This window comes from Pseudomonas sp. 1 (genome assembly GCF_056626735.1).
Map to the genome: position 1 here is coordinate 44,988 of NZ_JBWXMQ010000001.1, position 21,261 is coordinate 66,248.

General features: G+C 60.2%; 16 protein-coding genes. 12 read left to right on the forward strand and 4 right to left on the reverse strand.

What is annotated here, in order from left to right:
• Window positions 1-45: 45 nt before the first annotated feature.
• A complete protein-coding gene (locus AC1MDC_RS00195; protein WP_085696107.1) occupies window positions 46-1,209 on the reverse strand; it encodes an acyl-CoA dehydrogenase family protein in 1,164 nt (387 codons plus the stop codon).
• Window positions 1,210-1,223: 14 nt separating this feature from the next.
• Window positions 1,224-2,771, reverse strand: a complete 1,548-nt coding sequence (locus AC1MDC_RS00200; RefSeq protein ID WP_480392216.1) for an AMP-binding protein — start codon at window positions 2,769-2,771, stop codon at window positions 1,224-1,226.
• Between the two features lie 445 nt (window positions 2,772-3,216).
• Between AC1MDC_RS00200 and AC1MDC_RS00205 the strand changes: the two genes are divergently transcribed.
• The 4 genes from AC1MDC_RS00205 to tspO all read left to right on the forward strand — a co-directional run bounded on the left by AC1MDC_RS00205 (window position 3,217) and on the right by tspO (window position 8,164).
• On the forward strand, window positions 3,217-3,759 hold the full coding sequence (locus AC1MDC_RS00205) for a DUF3833 domain-containing protein (RefSeq protein ID WP_085696105.1): 543 nt from the start codon (window positions 3,217-3,219) through the stop codon (window positions 3,757-3,759).
• A gap of 25 nt (window positions 3,760-3,784) precedes the next feature.
• Window positions 3,785-5,323, forward strand: coding sequence for a cryptochrome/photolyase family protein (locus AC1MDC_RS00210; RefSeq protein ID WP_480392217.1), 1,539 nt, complete (start codon window positions 3,785-3,787; stop codon window positions 5,321-5,323).
• Between the two features lie 161 nt (window positions 5,324-5,484).
• Window positions 5,485-7,659, forward strand: a complete 2,175-nt coding sequence (locus AC1MDC_RS00215) for a hybrid sensor histidine kinase/response regulator (protein WP_085696103.1) — start codon at window positions 5,485-5,487, stop codon at window positions 7,657-7,659.
• 58 nt (window positions 7,660-7,717) lie between these two features.
• Complete coding sequence (gene tspO / locus AC1MDC_RS00220; RefSeq protein ID WP_085696447.1) at window positions 7,718-8,164, forward strand: tryptophan-rich sensory protein TspO; 447 nt, start codon at window positions 7,718-7,720, stop codon at window positions 8,162-8,164.
• A gap of 10 nt (window positions 8,165-8,174) precedes the next feature.
• On the opposite strand, the gene AC1MDC_RS00225 is transcribed toward tspO, so the two are convergent.
• Window positions 8,175-9,083 (reverse strand): helix-turn-helix domain-containing protein, encoded by a 909-nt coding sequence (locus tag AC1MDC_RS00225; RefSeq protein ID WP_085696102.1) that lies wholly within the window; start codon window positions 9,081-9,083, stop codon window positions 8,175-8,177.
• A 162-nt stretch (window positions 9,084-9,245) separates the two neighbouring features.
• Between AC1MDC_RS00225 and AC1MDC_RS00230 the strand changes: the two genes are divergently transcribed.
• The 5 genes from AC1MDC_RS00230 (at window position 9,246) to AC1MDC_RS00250 (ending at window position 15,490) form a co-directional block, all read left to right on the forward strand.
• Window positions 9,246-10,604 (forward strand): glutamine synthetase family protein, encoded by a 1,359-nt coding sequence (locus AC1MDC_RS00230; RefSeq protein WP_085696443.1) that lies wholly within the window; start codon window positions 9,246-9,248, stop codon window positions 10,602-10,604.
• A gap of 176 nt (window positions 10,605-10,780) precedes the next feature.
• Complete coding sequence (locus AC1MDC_RS00235) at window positions 10,781-11,869, forward strand: polyamine ABC transporter substrate-binding protein (RefSeq protein ID WP_234205330.1); 1,089 nt, start codon at window positions 10,781-10,783, stop codon at window positions 11,867-11,869.
• The gene (locus AC1MDC_RS00240; protein ID WP_480392218.1) at window positions 11,866-13,167 is read left to right on the forward strand and encodes an NAD(P)/FAD-dependent oxidoreductase; all 1,302 of its coding nucleotides are present in this window, start codon (window positions 11,866-11,868) and stop codon (window positions 13,165-13,167) included. The genes AC1MDC_RS00235 and AC1MDC_RS00240 overlap by 4 nt, the downstream gene beginning before the upstream one ends.
• Before the next feature lie 99 nt (window positions 13,168-13,266).
• Entirely contained in the window at window positions 13,267-14,922 is a 1,656-nt protein-coding gene (locus tag AC1MDC_RS00245; RefSeq protein ID WP_085696099.1) for a PqiB family protein, read from the forward strand.
• A 16-nt stretch (window positions 14,923-14,938) separates the two neighbouring features.
• Entirely contained in the window at window positions 14,939-15,490 is a 552-nt protein-coding gene (locus AC1MDC_RS00250) for a PqiC family protein (protein WP_480392219.1), read from the forward strand.
• Here the strand turns inward: AC1MDC_RS00250 and AC1MDC_RS00255 are convergent.
• Window positions 15,448-16,761 carry a sensor histidine kinase gene (locus AC1MDC_RS00255; RefSeq protein WP_480392220.1) on the reverse strand — a complete coding sequence of 438 codons (1,314 nt, stop codon included), beginning with the start codon at window positions 16,759-16,761 and terminating at the stop codon, window positions 15,448-15,450. The genes AC1MDC_RS00250 and AC1MDC_RS00255 overlap by 43 nt on opposite strands.
• Before the next feature lie 219 nt (window positions 16,762-16,980).
• Here AC1MDC_RS00255 and pmrG point away from each other — a divergent pair, with 219 nt between their 5' ends.
• The 3 genes from pmrG (at window position 16,981) to AC1MDC_RS00270 (ending at window position 21,257) form a co-directional block, all read left to right on the forward strand.
• Entirely contained in the window at window positions 16,981-17,742 is a 762-nt protein-coding gene (gene pmrG, locus AC1MDC_RS00260; RefSeq protein WP_480392221.1) for a lipopolysaccharide core heptose(II)-phosphate phosphatase PmrG, read from the forward strand.
• 282 nt (window positions 17,743-18,024) lie between these two features.
• The gene (gene arnT, locus AC1MDC_RS00265) at window positions 18,025-19,731 is read left to right on the forward strand and encodes a lipid IV(A) 4-amino-4-deoxy-L-arabinosyltransferase (protein ID WP_480392222.1); all 1,707 of its coding nucleotides are present in this window, start codon (window positions 18,025-18,027) and stop codon (window positions 19,729-19,731) included.
• Entirely contained in the window at window positions 19,728-21,257 is a 1,530-nt protein-coding gene (locus tag AC1MDC_RS00270) for an ArnT family glycosyltransferase (RefSeq protein ID WP_480392223.1), read from the forward strand. Before arnT ends, AC1MDC_RS00270 begins: the two co-directional genes overlap by 4 nt.
• Window positions 21,258-21,261 lie beyond the last annotated feature (4 nt).

Consider the following 21,261-nt stretch of genomic DNA (forward strand, 5'->3'; position numbering starts at 1 on the left):
TATCGGAGCGTCCGGCCCGCAAGGCCGGACGTACAGCAAGCGACCCTAAGCGGGCATCAGCACGCCTTTGGCGATGGTGTTGCGCTGGATTTCACTGGTTCCGGTCAGGATGCGCATCATCCGCGTCGCACGGAAAATCCACTCCACGGGATGCCCGCGCAACAGACCGGCACCGCCGTGGATCTGCACCGCACGGTCAGCGATCCGGAACGCGGTCTCCGAGACGAACAGCTTGCACATCGGTGCCTGGGTACGAATGTCGCCACCGCTGTCATTCACCGCCGCAGTGGCGTACACCATGCTCCGGGCAGCGTGCAGTTCGGTGGCCATGTCGGCGATCATGTGATTGATCGACTGGAACATCGCGATCGGCTGACCGAACTGCTTGCGGGTTCGCGCGTAGTCGATCGACAGGTTCAGCGCCAGACCGGCCAGTCCCAGCAACGTCGGGCAATGGAGCAGGCGGTTGAGGGTAATGCGGCCCATCGCCAATTTGAAGCCCTGCCCCTCTTCGCCGATGCGATGGGTCACCGGTACGCGAACTTCATCGAGAAAAATATCCCCATGCGCACCGCCGCCGGACATCACCGAATAGTCGCTTTCGATGCGTACGCCGGGTGCTTTCAGGTCGACAAAAAAAGCCGAAATGTTTTGTGCTCCCGTGCCCGGTCCGGTGACCGCCAATAGCACGGCAATGTCGGCGTAAGGTGCGCCTGAAATGAAGCGTTTGCCGCCGTTGAGAACGTAATGGTCACCCTCCAGCCGCGCACGGGTCTGAATGGCCGCCGCATCAGAACCGGCCTCGCTTTCAGTGAGGGCGAAGCACACGGCTTTCTGCGCTTTGCAGATGGGCTGCAGGATCGTTTCGACCTGCACGGGACTTGCGACTTTGAACAGATGACCAATGCGCGGCGGACCGGACAGTTCGCCCAGAATGTGTGGCGCCAGCATCGAACCGGTCAGCACCGTCGCCTCCTTCACCGCACACAGATCGGCGACGCTCAGCCCCGCGCCGCCGATGGCTTCGGGCAGCATGATGTTGTAGTAACCCAATTCGCACGAACGCTGCCAGACCTGCTGCAATACCTGGCGGGGATGCGGTTCGGCCCAACTGAGGCCTTCACGCTGTTCAAGCGGGCGGATTTCTTCGCGTACAAAGCCCTCGATGCCTTCGATAATGCCGCGCGCCTTTTCACTTGGTTGATACATGATGATGTCCTCGGTCAGATGCGGCGTTCGCTGTTTTGCCAATAGGCATCGCGGATCAGGCGGCGGACCACCTTGCCGTTGGGGTTTTTCGGCAACTCGCTGACGAAGTCCACGCCGCGCGGTTTCTTGAAGCCGGCCAGGATCCGGGCGCAATGCTCGATGATTTCGGTTGCGCTGATCTCGGCGCCGGGCTTGAGTACGATGACGGCGTGCACCGCTTCGCCCCACTGCTCGTCGGGGACGCCGACCACCGCCGCCTCAAAGACCTGCGGCAAGGTGTAAAGCACCTGTTCGACCTCGGTCGGGTAGACGTTGAAGCCGCCGGAAATGATCATTTCCTTTTTGCGGTCGACGATGAATACATAACCCTCGTCGTCCACCTTTGCCAGGTCGCCAGTGAGGTAGTAACCGTCGCGCATCACCTCCGCGGTCAGCTGTGGCGCCCGCCAGTAGCCCTGCATGATGTCAGGCCCCTTGACGACAATTTCGCCAATCTCACCGGGCTTTACATCGTCGAATTCATCATTGACCACCCGCAGGTCTGTCTCGAAATAACAACGCCCGCACGAGCCCAGACGCCGGTAGTCACCGTCCTCGCACAAGTGATCCTGTTCGGTCAGCACGGTCACCAGCGAGCAGGTTTCACCCGCGCCATAACCCTGCGCCAGAATCGGCCCGAACACCTCTATAGCGCTCTTTACCAACGACGGTGCCATGGGCGCGGCGCCATACATGAGCAGGCGCAGACTGCTCAGGTCATACCGTGACACGTCTGGGAGATTCACCAGCCGATTGATCATCGCAGGGACCAGAAACAGGCGCGTTACCCGTTCGCGCTGAATGCTTTCCAGTAACTGCCGATCGTCGTAACGCTCCAGCAGCAGGTTGCAGGCACCGACAGCCAGCAACGGCATCAACTGCATGCCGCTGGCATGGGTGATCGGGCCGACGTGAGCCATGACATCGCCCGGCACTGCTCGTCGCGTGGGGCTGGCGATACTCTTGCGGATCAGCGCCTTGCGGTTGCCGACGCTGAGCATGGCAGCCTTGAGCACGCCGGAACTGCCAGAGGTGTAATGCAAAACGGCGAGGGTGTCGTCAGGCAGATCACAGCTGACAGGCTTGTCACAGCCTTGGCTGAGCAAGGTCGGGTAATCGATGTCGGCGCCACCTTCGTCCAGCGATACGATCAAGCGCAGTGCGGGCACTTCGGTACGTCGGGCGATCAGCGCTTCGGCGAATGCCGCCGTGGTGATCAGCGCCACGCTGCAGGAATCGTTGAGGATCTGAACGACTTCATCCAGCGACAGCCTTGCGTTGATCGGGACCTTGACCAGCCCAGCCTTGTAGAACGCCACCTCGGCCTCCACCAGCTCGACTCGGTTGGGCGCAAGAATGCCGACATGCTCACCGGTGCGGATACCCTTCTCCAGCAGGCTGGAAGCAAGCTGATTGGTGCGTCGCTCAAGCTGAGCAAATGTAAGCCGGCTTCGGTGATCAATGACCGCCATATGCTGCGGCCAGTACTTGGCACTTCGACTAATTATTTTTCCGAGGTTCACGTTGTTGTTCTCGTCGACAGTAAAAACCCGATCGATGCTAAACAGCGCAAACCCAACGGCGGTAATAACAGTTACGGATGGGGGCTATAACGTTTTTGACTGGAGCACGATGGATCCGTTGAGCAAGACTTCACGAGCGTCACGATCACTATTCGTCCCGTCCCCCGCTACTCAACCAAGCCTTCACGTCGTGATGTGAGGCTTCGGATACACACGAAAAATTGCCGCTTCATTGTCAGGTGGTGTTTTTCCGCCTATCTTGTTTAATACCTATACAAAATGATCTTATGCGTACAACATTTTTTGCTGCCAACCTATTTTTACGGGCCCTCCTGCCGCGAGAAAGCGAAATTTGATGGCCACAACCCTGTACGTGCGATGCATGGCGTACAAGAAAGCGGGGCGAATACTTCCCCCGGTACCTCTGAAATCAGGAAGTAAGGCAATGTCTCGATTACTGCTGTTACTGACACTGATGCTCAGCATCGCAAGCTGCACCGGCGTGGATGTCAACCGTTATGCCGATCAACAGCCAGCCCTGGATCTGCATCGTTTTTTCAGCCAGCCCGTCAAGGCCTGGGGAATGTTCCAGAAGCGCAGCGGCGAAGTGACCAAGCGTTTCGAAGTCACGATCGTCAGCCGCCGCGAAGGCGACAACCTGATTCTCGACGAGCGCTTCCTGTACAGCGACGGTACTCGCCAGCAGCGCGTATGGACATTGACGCCCGAGGGCCAGGGACGCTGGAGCGGTCGCGCCGGCGATGTGGTCGGCGTTGCCCGGGGCCAGATTGCCGGCAACGCCCTGCACTGGCGTTATCGCCTGAACCTGCCCGTCGACGATTCGACCTATGAAATGAGCATGGACGACTGGATGTACCTGATGGATGAGGACACGTTGATCAACCGTACCAGCATGTCCAAGTTTGGCGTGGAAGTCGGTCAGGTGACTTTGTTCTTCCGTCGTCAGGGCACAGAAGCAAGCCCATGATCCGTACAACGCAGAGCTCAGTTGAATGAACGCAACCCGCCGTCTGTGCCTGGTACTGGGCGACCAGTTGTCCTTCGACCTGGCTTCATTACAGGCACTCGATGCCGAGCGCGATACGGTGTTGCTGGTCGAAGTCATGGAAGAAGCCAGCCATGTGCCCCACCATCCACAGAAGATCGCCCTGATCTTCAGCGCCATGCGCCACTTCGCCAAGGCGCTGCGAGACCAGGGTGTACGTGTTGAATATGTCACCCTGGATGATCCAGATAACCGCAATTCGGTGCCGGGTGAGTTACAGCGTTGGCAAGCGCTGTTGCAGGCCGAAGAAGTGCACATCACCGAGTGCGGCGACTGGCGGCTGGAGCATTCGATGAAGGAATGCGGCTTGCCGATTCACTGGCACGCCGATACGCGTTTTCTGTGCAGTCGCGAAGAGTTCGCTGCATGGGCCGAGGGCAAGAAACAGCTGCGCATGGAGTTCTTCTACCGGGAGATGCGTCGCAAGAGCCGCTTGCTGCTCAATGGCGACGGTTCGCCAGTGGGCGGCGCGTGGAATTTCGATGCCGAGAATCGCAAGGCCCTGCCCAAAGGCGTGAAAGCCCCCTACCCCGCGCGCTTCCATAACGACGCCATCACCAGCGAAGTACTGGCACTGGTCAAGGCGCGTTTCAGCCAGCACTACGGCGCGCTCGATGACTTCAACTATCCCGTCACCCATGCCGATGCGCAGGCACTGTGGGCGTACTTTCTCGATTACGGTCTGGCCGGGTTTGGCGATTACCAGGACGCCATGGCCAGTGATGAGCCGTTCCTGTTTCATGCGCGCATCAGCGCAGCACTCAATATCGGCCTGCTGGACTTGCGGCAGCTGTGCAGCGACGTGGAGTCGGCATACTGGTCCGGCAGCGTTGCGCTCAACGCCGCCGAAGGCTTCATTCGGCAACTGATCGGCTGGCGTGAATATGTGCGAGGCGTGTATTGGCTGAAAATGCCCGATTACGCGCTGGGCAACTCGTTCGGCAACACCCGGCCACTGCCCGAGTTCTACTGGACCGGCGATACACAGATGAACTGCATGCGCCACGCCATCGGGCAAAGCTTGCAGCACGCCTACGCGCATCACATTCAGCGGCTGATGGTCACCGGCAATTTCGCCCTGCTCGCCGGTATCGCACCGAGCCAGATCTGCGAATGGTATCTGGCGATCTACATGGATGCCTTTGACTGGGTCGAGCTGCCTAACACACTGGGCATGGTCATGCACGCCGATGGCGGTTATCTCGGTTCCAAACCCTATTGCGCCAGCGGCCAGTACATCAATCGCATGTCGGATTACTGCCGCGATTGCACGTACAAGGTCAGCGAAAGCACGGCGGACAATGCCTGCCCGTTCAATTCGCTGTACTGGCATTTCCTGATGCGCCACGGCGAGCTGCTGCGGGGCAATCAGCGCATGAGCATGATGTACAAGAACCTCGATCGCATGCCGCAGGCCAGGCAAGAGGCACTGTGGCAACGCGGCGAGAAGCTGCTGGCCCGCCTGGACAAGGGGGAGTCGATCTGAACTCGGTGTTCGCCCGAAACCATCGGTGAAACTTAACGACGGCGCCACCTGTCAACGAATGAACAGCAATCAAGCCTGACCGTTTTGCGATGACCACTGTCCCAGTCCGGCCTGTCCGCCCCATGAAACCGGCCCCTGAAAAACCTAACAAAGCAGGTGAGATGGATACCCTCAAACACCTTACTCGCGAAGCACTTGAGTCCGAGGTAAAGCGATTACGCGCCGCGCTACTGAGCAGTGAAGTCGACACTGAGCAGAATGTGGCGGCCCAACTGCAGGCCAGTAGAGCTGCGCTCGCCCGCAGTGAGGAACGCTTCAGCACCATTCTGGAAACCATTGAATCGGCATTTGCCATCGTCAAAGTCAAATTCGACGCCAACGACGATCCCGTCGACTACTACTTCGTCGAGGCCAATCCGGCGTTCGAGCGCCAGTGCGGGGTCAACCTGCGCGGCAAATGGGTCACCGAGTTCGCGCCCAATCTGGAACGCTTCTGGTTCGAAACCTACGGCCATGTGGCCAAGACCGGGGAACCGGCGAACTTCGAAAATTACGCCAATACCTTTGAACGCTGGTTCGATGTGCGCGCCGTGCGGGTCGGCGATCCGGCCGACCGGCAGATCGCGATCCTGTTCAACGACGTCACCGAGCGACGCGATGCCGAGGAGCGCTTGCGCGCCAGTGAAGCGATCGCCCGGGAGAACGTCGAGCGCGTGCAACTGGCCCTCGCCGCCGGCGCCATTATCGGCACCTGGCATTGGGACCTGCTGACTGATCGCTTTGCCGTCGACGAAGGCTTCGCCCAGGTGTTCAACCTCGACCCGAGTCTGGGGCGCGAGGGCCTCAGCCTCGAACAAGTGATCACCAGCGTGCACCCCGACGATCGGGATGCGCTGACCACGGCGATCGACGAAGCCATTGGTCGCGGCGGCGCCTATTCCCATCAGTACCGCGTGCGCCGCGCCGACGGCAGATACCAGTGGATCGAAGCCAACGGCCGCGTTGAGTGTGCCGATGACAACAAACCACTACGCTTCCCCGGCGTCCTGATCGACGTCGAGGAACGCCGCACCGTTGAGGCGGAGCGCGACGGGGCTATCGCCGCCTTGCGTGCGCTCAACGACACACTGGAACAACGGGTGTCATCGCGCACCGCCGAGTTGATGCAAGCGGAAGAAAAACTGCGTCAGTCGCAGAAGATGGAGGCGGTCGGCCAACTGACGGGGGGCCTGGCTCATGACTTCAATAATTTGCTGGCCGGCGTTTCTGGCGCGCTGGAATTGATGGGGACGCGGATCAGTCAGGGCCGGTATAGCGAAGTCGACAAATACATGGTCACCGCTCAGGGCGCGGTCAAGCGTGCTGCTGCCCTCACCCACCGCCTGCTGGCGTTCTCCAGACGCCAGACCCTCGATCCGCGCCCTACCGACGTCAACATGCTGATGACCGGCATGACCGAACTGATCCAGCGCACCGTGGGCCCGAGCATTTTTCTGGAAACCATTGGCTCGCCGGAGCTCTGGCCGACGCTGGTGGATGCCAGTCAACTGGAAAACGCGCTGCTCAACCTGTGCATCAACGCCCGCGATGCGATGCCCGATGGCGGACGCATTACCATTGAAACGGCCAATCGCACCATGGATGCCGAGACCGCCGCCGCGCTGGACATTCCCGAAGGTGAATACGTGTGTCTGTGCGTCACCGATACCGGCATCGGCATGTCGGCGGATGTGGTCGCCAAGGCCTTCGACCCGTTCTTTACCACCAAGCCGCTGGGCCAGGGCACGGGGCTCGGGCTGTCGATGATCTACGGTTTCGCCAAGCAATCCGGCGGCCAGGTGCGCGTGCACTCGCAGGTCGACCGAGGCACCACGATGTGCATCTACTTGCCGCGTCACTGCGGCGACCCCGTGCACAGTCTCGATGACAAGCACATCGCACCGGCTGTAGTTCCCAAGGCCAGCGAGACCATTCTGGTGGTGGACGATGAACCCACGGTGCGCGCCTTGCTGACCGAAGTGCTTGGCGATCTCGGCTACAACCTGCTTGAGGCAAGCGACAGCGTTGCAGGCCTGAAGGTGTTGCAATCGAACGTGCATATCGACTTGCTGATCACCGACGTCGGCCTGCCGGGTGGCATGAACGGCCGACAACTGGCTGACGCCGGCAGAGAGATCCGGCCGAACCTGACGACCCTCTTCATTACCGGTTACGCGGAGAACGCAGTGATCGGCGCCGGACAACTGGGCCCCGGCATGCAGGTGCTGACCAAGCCCTTCGCGATCGACACGCTGGTGGCGCGGGTCAGTGAACTGATGTGCTCAAGATCCGAATGAACGACCGCTGCGGCGGAACAAACCAGGCAGACGGGCTGCGGCCAAGGAGTATGAAATGGTGACTTTCCTGATTTTCATGATCGCCTGCGGCGCGGCCGCAACCACCGGCATGGTTTTCAAGCCAGGCCAATGGTACGCGCAGCTCGACAAACCGAAGTTCACCCCGCCCAACTGGGTGTTTCCGGTGGCATGGACGACGATCTACCTGCTGCTGGCCTGGGTTGGCTACCGCTTGACCCTGATTCCCGGCAGCGAAATGGTGTTGGCGTTATGGGCGGCGCAGATTGCCCTGAACACGCTGTGGACACCGGTGTTTTTCGGTGCCCAGCGGATCGTTGCCGCGATGATCATTCTCGTACTGTTGTGGCTGGTCGTCGCCGTGATGGTGGTGCTGGCCTTGCGCCTGGATGTCATCACCGGGTTGATCCTGTTCCCTTATCTGGCCTGGCTGTGTGTCGCCGCGGCGCTGAACTTCTCGATCATGCGCAATAACCGGGTGAATTAGTGTGCGCCCGTCACAAAGACGACGAGCGCTTCAAGGTCTCGCTCGGTAACTCCTTGAACATCGCCCGGTAACTGCTTGAAAAGCGGCCCAAATGCCAGAACGACCAGTTCATCGCAACCTCGGCCACTGTCGTATCTGCCGGCGAACGTTTGAGCAATTCTCGCCGGGCACTGTTGAGCCTGCGCAAACGCAGCCAATGGCTCGGCGACATCCCCGTGTACGCCTTGAACGTCTGCTGCAGCTGGCGCAGGGAAACTCCGGCGACCCGCGACAGTTCCAGCAGATTCAGGGTTTGCTCCGGTGAATCTGCCGCCCACTCGCCCACGCGCTTGAGGGTGATTCGTTCTTCGGCGCGACGCTGCAAACCACCGCCGTCCAGGCACACGCTCGCGTTGTCGAGGATGAACAGGCAGTCCTCCAGCAACTGCTGGGTCAGCGCTTCTTTGCTTGGTTGATCAAGGGTTTGCGACAACTTCGTGAGTGTCGAGCTTAACCAGCGACTGAACAATCCGTTCTGCGCGCCATTGAGCGGCGCCATGAACAGACCTTCCAGCCTGGCCATGTCCAACCCATTGCGCTGGACGAATTCCGGGCCGAACACCACGGCGATCTCCTGGTAGTTCTCCGGGGTGATCCAGATGTTGCGGCTCTCTTCATTGAGCAGATAAAGCGCGTTGTCGCTGCGATCGAAACAGAACGCCAGCGAGCCTTCCGGCGCGCTGAAATTCTGCTCGACCCGGGTGTTCATCTGTTCTTCGTAGACCTCCACACCCTGCAAGTCCAGATAACGGATCTGCCCGGCGAAATGCCCCGGCGACATCTGCTGGTAATGCTGAACCCAACCCGGCGTGGCGCGGATCTGTTCGGTGACATCGGCGGTGTTGAAAGCTTGAACCTGTAGCGGATTACACGTCGTCATGGGAGACCTTGCGCACTCTTTTGGTGCGCTTTGGTGCTGCTGAAAGTGGATAGATGGAACGTCAAGGCCCGCCCAAGATAGTCGTCAACGCGCCACAGGGGAAGCCTGCGAAAGATGAAATCGCTTTTCCCCCGCGTCAACAAAACCAACGACGAGGTCTTTATGAATGCCCCTTTCGATCAGCTGTTCACATGGCTGAAAGATCACAAGATTACCGAAGTGGAATGCGTGGTCAGCGACCTGACCGGCATCGCCCGCGGCAAGATCGCACCGACCAACAAGTTCCTGCATGAGCGAGGCATGCGCCTGCCGGAAAGTGTGCTGCTGCAAACGGTAACCGGGGATTTTGTCGACGACGACGTCTACTACGATCTGCTCGATCCGGCCGACATCGACATGGTCTGCAAGCCGGTGAGCGACGCGGTGTACGTGATTCCGTGGGCCATCGAGCCGACCGCCATCGTCATCCACGACACCTTCGACAAGTTCGGCAACCCGATCGAACTGTCGCCGCGCAACGTGCTCAAGAAAGTCCTGCAGCTGTACACCGACAAAGGCTGGAAGCCGATCGTGGCGCCGGAAATGGAGTTCTACCTGACCCAGCGCTGCGAAGACCCGGACTTGCCGTTGAAGGCACCGCTGGGCCGTTCCGGTCGTGCCGAGAGTGGTCGTCAGTCGTTCTCCATCGATGCCGCCAACGAATTCGATCCACTGTTCGAAGACGTTTACGACTGGTGCGAACTGCAAGGCCTGGACCTGGACACGCTGATCCACGAAGACGGCCCGGCGCAGATGGAAATCAACTTCCGTCACGGCGATGCGCTGGATCTGGCCGACCAGATCACCGTGTTCAAGCGCACCCTGCGTGAAGCCGCGCTCAAGCACAACGTGACCGCAACCTTCATGGCCAAGCCGATCGGCGACGAGCCCGGCAGCGCCATGCACCTGCATCAGAGCGTGGTCGAGATCGCCAGCGGCCAACCGATTTTCGCCAATGCCGACGGCAGCATGAGCGACCTGTTCCGCCACCACATCGGCGGCCTGCAGAAATACATCCCGAAAGTGCTGCCGATGTTCGCGCCGAACGTGAACTCGTTCCGCCGCTTCCTGCCGGACACTTCGGCGCCGGTCAACGTCGAGTGGGGCGAAGAAAACCGCACCGTCGGCCTGCGTGTGCCGACCTCCGGGCCTGAGGCGATGCGGGTTGAAAACCGTTTGCCGGGTGCTGACGCCAACCCGTACCTGGCGATCGCGGCGAGCCTGCTGTGCGGTTACATCGGCATGGTCGAAGGCGTCGAGCCGAGCGCTGCCGTCGAAGGCCGGGCTTACGAGCGCCGCAACCTGCGCCTGCCGATCACCATCGAAGAAGCCCTGACCCAAATGGAAGAGTGCGACACCGTCGCGCAATACCTGGGCAGCAAATTCGTACGCGGCTACGTCGCGGTGAAACGCGCCGAGCATGAAAACTTCAAGCGCGTGATCAGTTCCTGGGAGCGGGAGTTCCTGTTGCTGAGCGTCTGATTAAAACAACAAAAACCAACCCACGATCGTTCCCACGCTCTGCGTGGGAATGCAGCCCGGGACGCTCTGCGTCCCAAGAGCGGACGCGGAGCGTCCATTGAGGCATTCCCACGCGGAGCGTGGGAACGATCAGCAAGAGTCGCCTGAAAAATCCAATAATTCGAAGAGGTGTCGATATGCGTCTGTTGAAATCCTTGATCCCCGCCGCTCTGGCCCTGGCGTGCAGTGCCGGTGCCGTCGCCCAACCCCAGGTCAGCGTCTACAACTGGACCGATTACATCGGCGAAACCACCCTCGCCGACTTCCAGTCCACCAGCGGGATCAAGGTGATCTACGACGTCTTCGACTCCAATGAAACCCTTGAAGGCAAACTGCTCGCCGGCCGTACCGGGTACGACGTAGTGGTGCCGTCCAACCACTTCCTCGCCCGTCAGGTCAAGGCCGGTGCATTCCTCAAACTGGATCGCTCGCAGCTGCCGAACTGGAAAAACCTCGACCCGAAACTGCTGGCCCTTCTTGAGAAAAACGATCCGGGCAACGAGCACTCGGTGCCATACCTGTGGGGCACCAACGGCATCGGCTACAACGTCGACAAGGTCAAGCAAGTGCTGGGCATCGATCACATCGATTCCTGGGCCGTGCTATTCGAACCGGAGAACCTGAAGAAACTCACCCAGTGCGGCGTGTCGATGATGGACTCGGCCGATGAAGTGTTCCCGGCCATCCTCAACTACATGGGCATGGACCCGCGCAGCGAAAAACCCGAAGACTACAAGAAGGCTGAAGAGAAACTGTTGAGCATCCGGCCGTACATCACCTATTTCCATTCCTCGAAATACGTGTCTGACCTGGCCAACGGCGACATCTGCGTGGCCTTCGGTTACTCCGGCGACGTGTTCCAGGCCGCCAACCGCGCCAAGGAAGCCAAGAACGGCGTGAACATCGCTTACTCGATTCCCAAGGAAGGCGCGAACCTGTGGTTCGACCTGCTGGCGATTCCTGCCGATGCCGGCAACACCAAGGAAGCCCACGCCTTCATCAATTACCTGCTCGACCCGCAAGTGATCGCCAAGGTCAGCGCCTCGGTCGGCTACGCCAACCCGAACCCGGCGGCCAAGCAATACATGGATGCCGAGCTGGTCAACAATCCCGAGGTCTATCCGTCCCAGGAAGTCCTCGACAAGCTCTATATCTCCTCTACCCCGCCTCAGTCGATCATGCGTCTGATGACCCGGTCCTGGAGCAAAGTGAAGTCGAACAAATGAATCAGTACACCCAGGAACACGCCCTCTCCTATTACGCCGCGTCGGCCCGTGCCAGCACACCCTATCCGGAGCTGACGGACGACCTGATCGCCGATGTCTGCGTGATCGGCGGCGGTTTCACCGGCGTCAACACGGCCATTGAACTGGCGCAGCGCGGGCTCTCGGTGATCTTGCTCGAAGCCCGGCGCATCGGCTGGGGCGCCAGCGGGCGCAATGGCGGGCAATTGATTCGCGGGATCGGTCATGACGTCGAAGGTTTCTCGCGGCATGTCGGCAGCGAAGGCGTGCGTTACCTGCACCGGGCCGGGATCGACTCGGTGGAGCTGGTGCGCCAGCGCATCACCGACAACGCCATCGAGTGCGACCTGCGCTGGGGCTTCTGTGAGCTGGCCAACACGCCGGCGCAGTTCGACGCCTTCAAGGCCGAGCAGGACAGTCTCGCGCAGCTGGGTTATCGCCATGAAACGCGGCTGGTTGCCCGTGAGCTGATTCGTCAGCAAGTGGTGAACGCGGGTGTCTACAAGGGCGGCCTGATCGACATGGGCTCGGGCCACTTGCACCCATTGGATCTGGTGCAGGGCGAAGCGCGGCTGGCAGCCACCCTCGGGGTGCGGATTTTCGAGCAGAGCCCGGTGCTGGAAATCGTCCACGGCTCGACCGTTCAAGTTCGCACTCAGAGCGGCACCGTGCGCGCTGGCAGCCTGGTGCTCAGCTGCAACGCGCACCTGGACGAACTCGAACAGCAACTCAGTGGCAAGGTGCTGCCCGCCGGCAGTTACATCATCGCCACCGAACCGCTGTCGGCGGCGCGCGCCGCCGAACTGATTCCGCAGAACCTGGCGCTGTGCGACCAGAAAGTCGGCCTCGATTACTACCGGCTCTCGGCGGACCACCGCTTGCTGTTCGGCGGCGCCTGCCATTATTCGGGACGGGACCCGGCGGACATCGCCGCCTACATGCGCCCGAAGATGCTCAAGGTCTTCCCGCAACTGGCGGACGTACGCATCGACTACCAGTGGGGCGGCAAGATCGGCATCACCGCCAACCGTTTCCCGCAGGTCGGTCGACTCAAGCAACAGCCGAACGTGTTCTACGCCCAGGGCTATTCCGGCCACGGTCTGAACGTCACCCACTGGTGCGCCAAGCTGTTGGGTGAGGCGATCCACGCCGGTCACAGTCAGGGCATGGACGTGTTCAGCCACGTACCGCACATGACCTTCCCCGGCGGTCCGGCGCTGCGCTCGCCATTGCTGGCACTGGGCATGTTCTGGTATCGCCTGCGAGAGTTGTTGGGATAAGGCGTCCTGCACATTTGCTCTATCGCGAAGCACTTCTATATTGATGAAGTGCTTTGGCGTTCCTGACGCTCAGTGCCCGATACACTCTGGAGGTCATGGATGGAGTCGTCAGCCGCCGATCAACCGCGAGCGCCCGGCCAGGCGTCGGTCAAGACCCGCCGTTTCAGCATTTCGCTGGTGTGGATCGTGCCGATCATCGCGGTGCTGGTGGGCATTTCGCTGGTAGTGCACAACCTGATGCAGGAGGGCCCCAGCATCATCGTCACTTTCAAGACCGGCAGCGGCCTGACCGCCAACAAGACCGAGGTCAAATACCGCAACGTGGTGATCGGCCAGGTCACGGATGTCGAGCTGAGCAACGACCAGAAACACGTCAACGCCACGATCAAACTGGCCAAGCAGGCCGAAACCTTTACCCGCGCAGACTCACAGTTCTGGGTGGTGCGCCCGCGCATCGGTGCGGGCGGTGTCTCGGGCATCGACACGTTGCTGTCCGGTGACTACATCGGCGCCGACATCGGTCAGTCCAACTCGCGCGCAAAACACTTCAAAGGCCTGGAAAACCCGCCGCCGATCACCTACGGCGAACCGGGCAAGCGCTTCAACCTGCACGCCTCGGACCTCGGCTCGCTGGACATCGGCTCGCCGGTCTATTACCGCAAGATTCCAGTCGGTCAGGTGGTGGCCTACGCACTGGACGCCGATGGCAAAGGGGTGAACATCGAGGTGTTCATCCACGCGCCAAACGATGCTTTTGTCACCGAAAACACCCGGTTCTGGAACGCCAGCGGCATTGACGTCAACGTCGGCGCCAACGGCTTTGCGGTGAAAACCGAATCGTTGTCGACCTTGCTGGTCGGCGGCATCGCCTTCCGCGCGCCGGAGTACAGCCCCAACGATGTCGCTGCCGCCGAAGAAAAAACCTATGACCTGTTCGACGATCAGCAAACCGCCCTCGCCCCGCCCAACGGCAAGGCGCAGTACCTGAGTTTGCGTTTCGACCAGGCGCTGCGCGGGCTGAAAGTCGATGCGCCGGTGGAATTTCTCGGCATCGAGATCGGCCGGGTGGTCAGCGTCAACCTCGATTTCGACGCGAAAAAACGCAGCTTCCCGCTCAACGTCGGCATCGTGATCTACCCGGCACGCCTCGGCCAGGCTCATATCAAGATGCTCAAGGCACTCGAGCACAATCCGGACGACGAAGCGGCGGCCGTGCGCCTGATCGGCACCTTTATCGACAACGGTCTGCGCGCCCAGGCCCGTAGCGGCAACCTGCTGACCGGCCAGTTGTACATTGCCCTGGACTTCTTCCCCAAAGCCGAAAAAGTCGCGTTTGACCCCACTGCCCGCCCGGTCAGCGTTCCGACCGTCCCCGGCAGCCTCGAACAGTTGCAGGAAAAACTCGAAGCGATGGTCGACAAACTCAACAAGCTGCCGGTGGAACGGATTGCCGGTAACCTCGACAGCAACCTCGTGGAATTGCGCAAAGGCCTGACCCAGTTCAACGCCAAGACCCTGCCCGGCGTGCAGAACACCCTCGCCGACGTGAGCAAGACCTTGCAATCGGCCAGTTCGACCCTGGCCGAAGATTCACCGCAACGCGAACAACTGAGCCAGACCCTCGACGAGCTCGGGCGCATGTCCCGTTCGCTGCGTGAGCTGTCCGATTATCTGGGCCGTCATCCGGAATCGTTGATTCGCGGCCGTCCCGACAACGCCGCGCCACTGGACCTCAAAGGGCCGCCGCGCAACTGAGCACAGGAGCTGTCCCATGGCTTTAAAGCTGAAGTTCACCGTGCTCGCGATCAGCTTGTTGCTCGGCGCGTGCAGCAGCGCCCCGATCAGCTTTCATACACTGACGCCGACGCAACCGGTGGCCGGCCGCGCTGTTTCGGAGATCGCCATCGAAAGCATCAGCGTGCCGCCGCAGGTCGACCGGCCGCAAATCGTGATCCGCCAGGGCAACAGCGGCCTGGCGATTCTTGAGACCGAATGGTGGGGCGCGAGCCTCAGTGATGAATTGCGCAGCGCGCTGGTGGATCAACTGAGCAATGCCGGCGGCGTGCGCAAAACGTCCGTGCGCATCGATGTGCAACGCTTCGATTCGATTCCCGGGCAATACGGGCTGATCGACGTCAAATGGCGCCTGCGCCAGGCCAACGCCGGGGACGATGCCCTGCTCGCCTGCCGTTCGCTGCTGCAAACCCCGTCCGGACCGACCATCGACGATCTGGTGGGAGCCCAGCAGAACAACGTCAAGCGTCTGGCTGCGCTGATCAGTCAGGCAGCGGGCACTACGCGCGGCTGTCCACCGTCCTCTTGAGGAACCGGGCTCAGCGAGACGGCAAAACGACAACCGTGGGGCTCGCGCGTGGTGAGCCGGACTTGCCAGTGCTCCCGGTTGCAGATCCGCTGCACCAGTGACAATCCCAGTCCTAGCCCCTCTCCTCGACGCTCGTCACCGCGCACGAACGGCTGAAACATCGCTTGTCGCTGCTCCTCCGGAATACCGATGCCGCTGTCTTCGACCACAAAACCGTTTTCCCCGACGCTCAGCCTGACAAAACCCTGATCGGTGTAATGCCAGGCATTTCGCAGCAGGTTGCCCATTACTGACTGCAAGAAGGTCTGGTTGTAGCGAGCCGCGCCGGCCGGGTTGATGTCGCAGAAAAAATCGAGCCCTTTTTCGCGGATCAGCCGACCCCAGATTTCACCTTGGACCCGCGCAACCTCCTCAAGCGTGACGCAAATGTCACCACCGGTATCTTCCTGCGAGCGGGCGAGCATGAGGAAGGTGTCCACCAGCTGACGCATTTCATGGCTGGCCCGGGCGATACGGTTGACCTGCGCGGCCGAACGCGCATCGAGCGACGGATTGGCGAGCAGTAATTCGCAGGCGCCGCCGAGCACCATCAACGGTGTGCGAAGCTCATGGCTCACGTCGCTGGTAAAGAGCTTTTCACGGCTCAGCGTTTCGCGCAGCCGGCCCAGTGTCTGATCGAACGAGAGCGCCAGTTCCCCGACCTCGTCCGCCGCGTAGTCCGGATGCAGGGGCGGCGCCAGCACCAGCAGCTGGTCGCGGTGACGAACCTGGCGTGCCAGCCGAATGACCGGGGCCATCACGCGCCGTGCCAGCAATCGGCCCAGCACAATCGCAAGCAGAATGCTCAGAATGAATCCCACCGCGACCACAATGAACAACAGACGCTCACGCTGCTCGAGACTCTCCTGATCACGCAACAGCACGTATTTGCGTCCACCCACCATCTCGACCATGGCGAAAAAACCGTCACCCTCGAACATGACCTCCTGAAACCCCGGTGACAGAGACGCCAGTGACGGAACCAGCGCCATCGCACCCGGCCCGCCTTCGAAGAAAAACAGCTCGCTCTTTTCCGGTCGATGGCTCCAGCGACTGATGTCATCCATAGCCAGCAAACGATGCAGACCGCCCATCAAGGTCGTGGCGGTCAACTTGTGTTCCACCACATGCACGGTGGCAACGATTCCCAGCGCAAATACGCCGGCCACCAGCGCACTCATCGAGGCGAATACGATGACGATCCGTTTCGTCAGGCTTTGCTTGAAATCCATTCGGCTGGAGGACTCCACCTCTGTTGTCAGACTCAGCGGTCAACATCAGGTGTGTACTCAGTAGATGTGACCGAACAGATTCAGCTTCACCTCAAACAGCAACAGTTGTTAAGCCAGCCCGGTAAAAAAAGCGTATTTGAGTCTGGTTATCAGAAACTTGATTAATTGCACACTTTCTACTCTCGCAAATTTTTCACATGTTCTTCACTGCGGCCCAACGTGAACAGCTCCAACATTCAGCCAGCATTCAAGTACGCAACCATAAAGTTGATTAAATCGCAGGCCACTCGCGCCTGCGAAGTTAAGGGGTATGGCGTGGAGCGACAGATGCTGTTAACAGCAGTCTATAAACAACGTCGAATATTGCGACTTGGAAAACTGCTGACGGTTATCGGTGCTGGGGTAGCGATTGCACTGGTCAGCGGCTTCGTCTGGGTAACCCGCTCACCCATTGATCTGGGCCATGCGGGGAAGGCCTCAAGAGCTGATTGGACCAACGCCTGGCAGGCGGGCGAAGTCGTGGCGCTGGTGCGCCATGCTGAACGTTGCGACCGCTCCGACCATGTTTGTCTGGGTCCGGAAGACGGTATCACTCAGGTAGGCAATGACTCGGCTGCGCGGGTGGGCAAGGGTTTTGCGAGGCTGGGCATGCAGCAGGCGCAGGTGTTGACCAGCCCGCTGACCCGGACCGTGCAAACGGCGCGTGCCATGTTCGGGCAGGACGCTACTGCCCAGACCTGGCTTGAATCCTGCGGTCCGTCGCTGCGTAACGAGGTGGTGGCGCACAAAGTTGCGCAACGCAATCTGGTGCTGATCACCCACAGCGGCTGTATCAGCGACTTTGAAAAACAGACCGGTTTCCCTCACGCGATCGCCGCTGATTATGGAAGCACGCTGTTTGTTCGCCTTGATGCCAAGGGGCAATTTAAAGTGCTGGGTATTCTGGATGCCGAGGCCTGGTCTCAACTCAATAGTGATTAACGCCTTGGACAGCTAATTGACAGTTCCGAGTTGCATTCAATCAAACAAAGCAGACTTCATTAAATTGTAATAAGCGGTGTATCTGCCCCCGATTTACTGGACAGCTGTTTTTTTCAGGCTTTGCTATATCGCGAGAACTTCGGCCTGGAGGTACGGCAGTTCTCTGGATACAGGAAATGCCCCGACACCTGCATTCATTCAGCACGATGACACGCTCGCTCAGGAACACGCCGGGCAGGTCATCGACATCAGAACTTCGTACGGTACCAAGGCTTTGTCATGATGTCTGAGAACAACCCGCTGCGACACGCTGCCCTCTTGTCCCCGGCAACAACAATCGAACGCTGGGCCATCCCCGGCCTGATTCTGGCGTTCGTGGTGTTTTACCTGCTGCCGTTGATGAACCACGGCCTGTGGATCCCCGATGAAACCCGCTACGGCCAGATCAGCCAGGAAATGCTGCTGAGTGGCAATTGGGTAGCCCCGCATTTCATGGGCATCCGTTATTTCGAGAAACCAATTGCCGGCTACTGGTTGATTGCCATCGGCCAGGCGATTTTCGGTGACAACCTGTTTGGCGTACGCATTGCTTCGGCGCTGAGTACCGGAGCCAGTGTCTGGCTGACTTATCTGCTGGCCCGTCGACTCTGGAACAACCCTCGAATCAGCCTCGCGAGCGCCCTGTTGTACATGAGTTTCGGGCTGATCGCCGGTCAGGCGGGCTATGCCAATCTCGATCCGCAATTCACCTTGTGGGTCAACCTGAGCATGGTGGCTGCGTGGTTTGCCATCGACAGCCGCACGCCCCGCGCTCGCCTGGGTGGCTGGGTCCTGCTCGGCATCGCATGTGGCATGGGCCTGATGACCAAAGGCTTCCTCGCCCTGCTGTTGCCGGTGCTGATCGCCCTGCCCTACATGGTCTGGCAACGACGGTTCGGTGAGCTGGTGCGTTACGGACTGGTCGCTATGGCGGTCTGCGCCCTCGTCAGCCTGCCTTGGGTATTGGCAGTCCATTACCGGGAACCGGACTTCTGGCGGTTCTTCTTCTGGCACGAACACATCCGTCGCTTTGCCGCCGGAGACGACGCGCAACATGCCCGTCCGTGGTGGTTCTACCTGCCTTTGCTGTTTGCCTCAACCCTGCCGTGGGCGCTGCTGCTACCTTCGAGCTTGCTGCGCATGTGGCGCGAAAGGGGTGAGGCAAAAATTGCGTACCTGGCACTGTGGTTCCTGCTGCCACTGGCCTTTTTCAGTCTGAGCAGCGGCAAACTTCCTACGTACATCATGCCGTGCCTGCTGCCCGTAGCGCTGTTGATGGGGCAAACCGTGGTCAGGTGGCAGGATCAACGCAATGGCCGGATCCTGCGCCTGAACGGTGTGCTCAACACGGTGCTCGCCAGTGTTGCGTTGGTGGCCCTGCTCTATCTTCAGGCCAGGAAAGAAATCTACGAAAACACCGAGATGTTCAGCCTGTCGCTGGCTTATATCGTGGTGATGGGCTGGATCATCGCCAACGCCTTGCAAGTGCTGCGGCCACTGACGTTGTGGGCAATGCCGGCATTGGGTATCGGACTGCTCGTAGCGTTGCTGCCTGCGGCCATGCCGGCGCAGATCGTCAACAGCAAGATGCCCGATCAGTTCATTGCCGAGCATCAACGGGAACTGAGTGAAACCGCGTCCCTGCTGAGCAACGATCTGGGCGCGGCCTCGGCACTGGCGTGGCGCCTGAAACGCCCGCAAGTGGACCTGTTCAACACCATCGGCGAATTGAAATACGGCCTCGAAGACCCGGCCATGTCGGCACGCAAAGTCACCCTGGACAGCGTCGACCAGTGGATGACCGACGCGCGAAAAAAAGGCGCCGTCGGTGTGGTGCTGCGCGTCAACAGCACGCAGGAAGAACAGGAAGTGGAACGGCTGCCGGTGGACGGCAAGCATTATCGGCGGGGCAATCTGCACATTTTCATCTTTGCGCAGGGTCAGCCATGACGGTGCGCAACAATGACCGCACCGCCCTGCTGCTCCTGCTGGCCGCCAGCGCCCTGATGTTGCTGCTGGGCCTGGGCAGCCGCGAACTGTGGGGCGCGGAAACCCGCTGGGCCAACATCGCGTTGCAGATGCTGCAAAGCGGCGATTACTTCGATCCGTACCTCAAGGGCGATCCCTATTACGACAAGCCGTTGCTGTCGTACTGGCTGATCACCGCAACCGCAGGGTTGACCGGTGGCCTGGATCACTGGTCGCTACGTCTGCCTTCGGTGCTGTCCGCATGGTTGAGCGTGTGGCTGGTGTATCGGCTGGGCGAGCAGTTATTTCGCAAGGGCACGGGGCTGATCGCCGGGTGGATGCTGGCAACCACCTTCTATTTCGTGTTCTGGGCACGGGTCGCTACGGCCGACATTCTGACCGTGTGCGGGGTGCTGGCAGCGGTTTGGTGGTATTGGCGCGGCCCAGAGGACACCCGTTTTTCGCGTTACGTGGTGTTCTGCTGTTTGCTGGCCCTGACCTCACTGTTCAAGGGGCTGATCGGCTTTATCCTGCCGGGGCTGGTGCTGCTGCCGCACCTGTTGAATAACGGTCGCTGGAAGCGTCATCTCAATCTGAGACTGCTCGCCGCGCTGCTGATTGCCGGGGTGTTCTACATGACGCCGTTCCTGCTGTCCCACCTCTACGGCGCGCCGAATTACGGGCAAAGCGGCCTTGGGCTGGTATTGCGGGAAAACGTCGTGCGGTTTTTCCAGCCATTCGACAACATCGGCCCGATCTACACCTATTTACTGTACCTGCCGATTTATACCCTGCCCTGGGCGCCGTGCTGGATCGCTGCCTTGTGGGTCGCGGCGCGGAACTGGAAACACATCGAGCCGGACACCCGCTGGCTGATTCAGGGGCTGGGATTATTAATGCTGTTCTTCACGGCCAGCGGCAGCCGACGCAGTTATTACGTGCTGCCACTGGTGCCGTTCGCGCAACTGCTCGGGGCGTGGTGGATCACCCGGCGCGTGGCGGCTCGAAATGGCGCAGGCCCGTTCGACGGGCGTGGCCTGAAAATCGCTTTCGGCGTGGCTACTGTCCTGCTGCTCGGCATACTCGGTGTGCTTTACCCGTGGACCAACAGTGGAGGGGGTGTAATCCGTTTCGGCGAAACCGTCCTTCTGCAAGCCAGCCAACGCGCACCGTTGAGCCAATGGCGCCTGGTCATGGTCGACGTCGACAACAAAGTCCCCTTGTACCTGCAGACGGGCGGTGCACCGTTCTACTACGTACCGGAAAACCGGGATTTCCCCCGCGACGGCGATACCGCTGCCATGTTCGCCTGGCTGGAACGCACCAGCGGCCAGCACTGGGATCCGCAACGAACCCTCTTTGTCGCCCAGTACCACACCGGCGATTCCATTCCGCTGAATCACCTCAGCCGCGACTATCAAGTCATCACCACCACGCCCACGCGCGGCGAACAGCTGTTCCACGGCCGGGAAGATCAAAGCGTGGCCTACCTCCCCCAACGTTTCTGAAAGA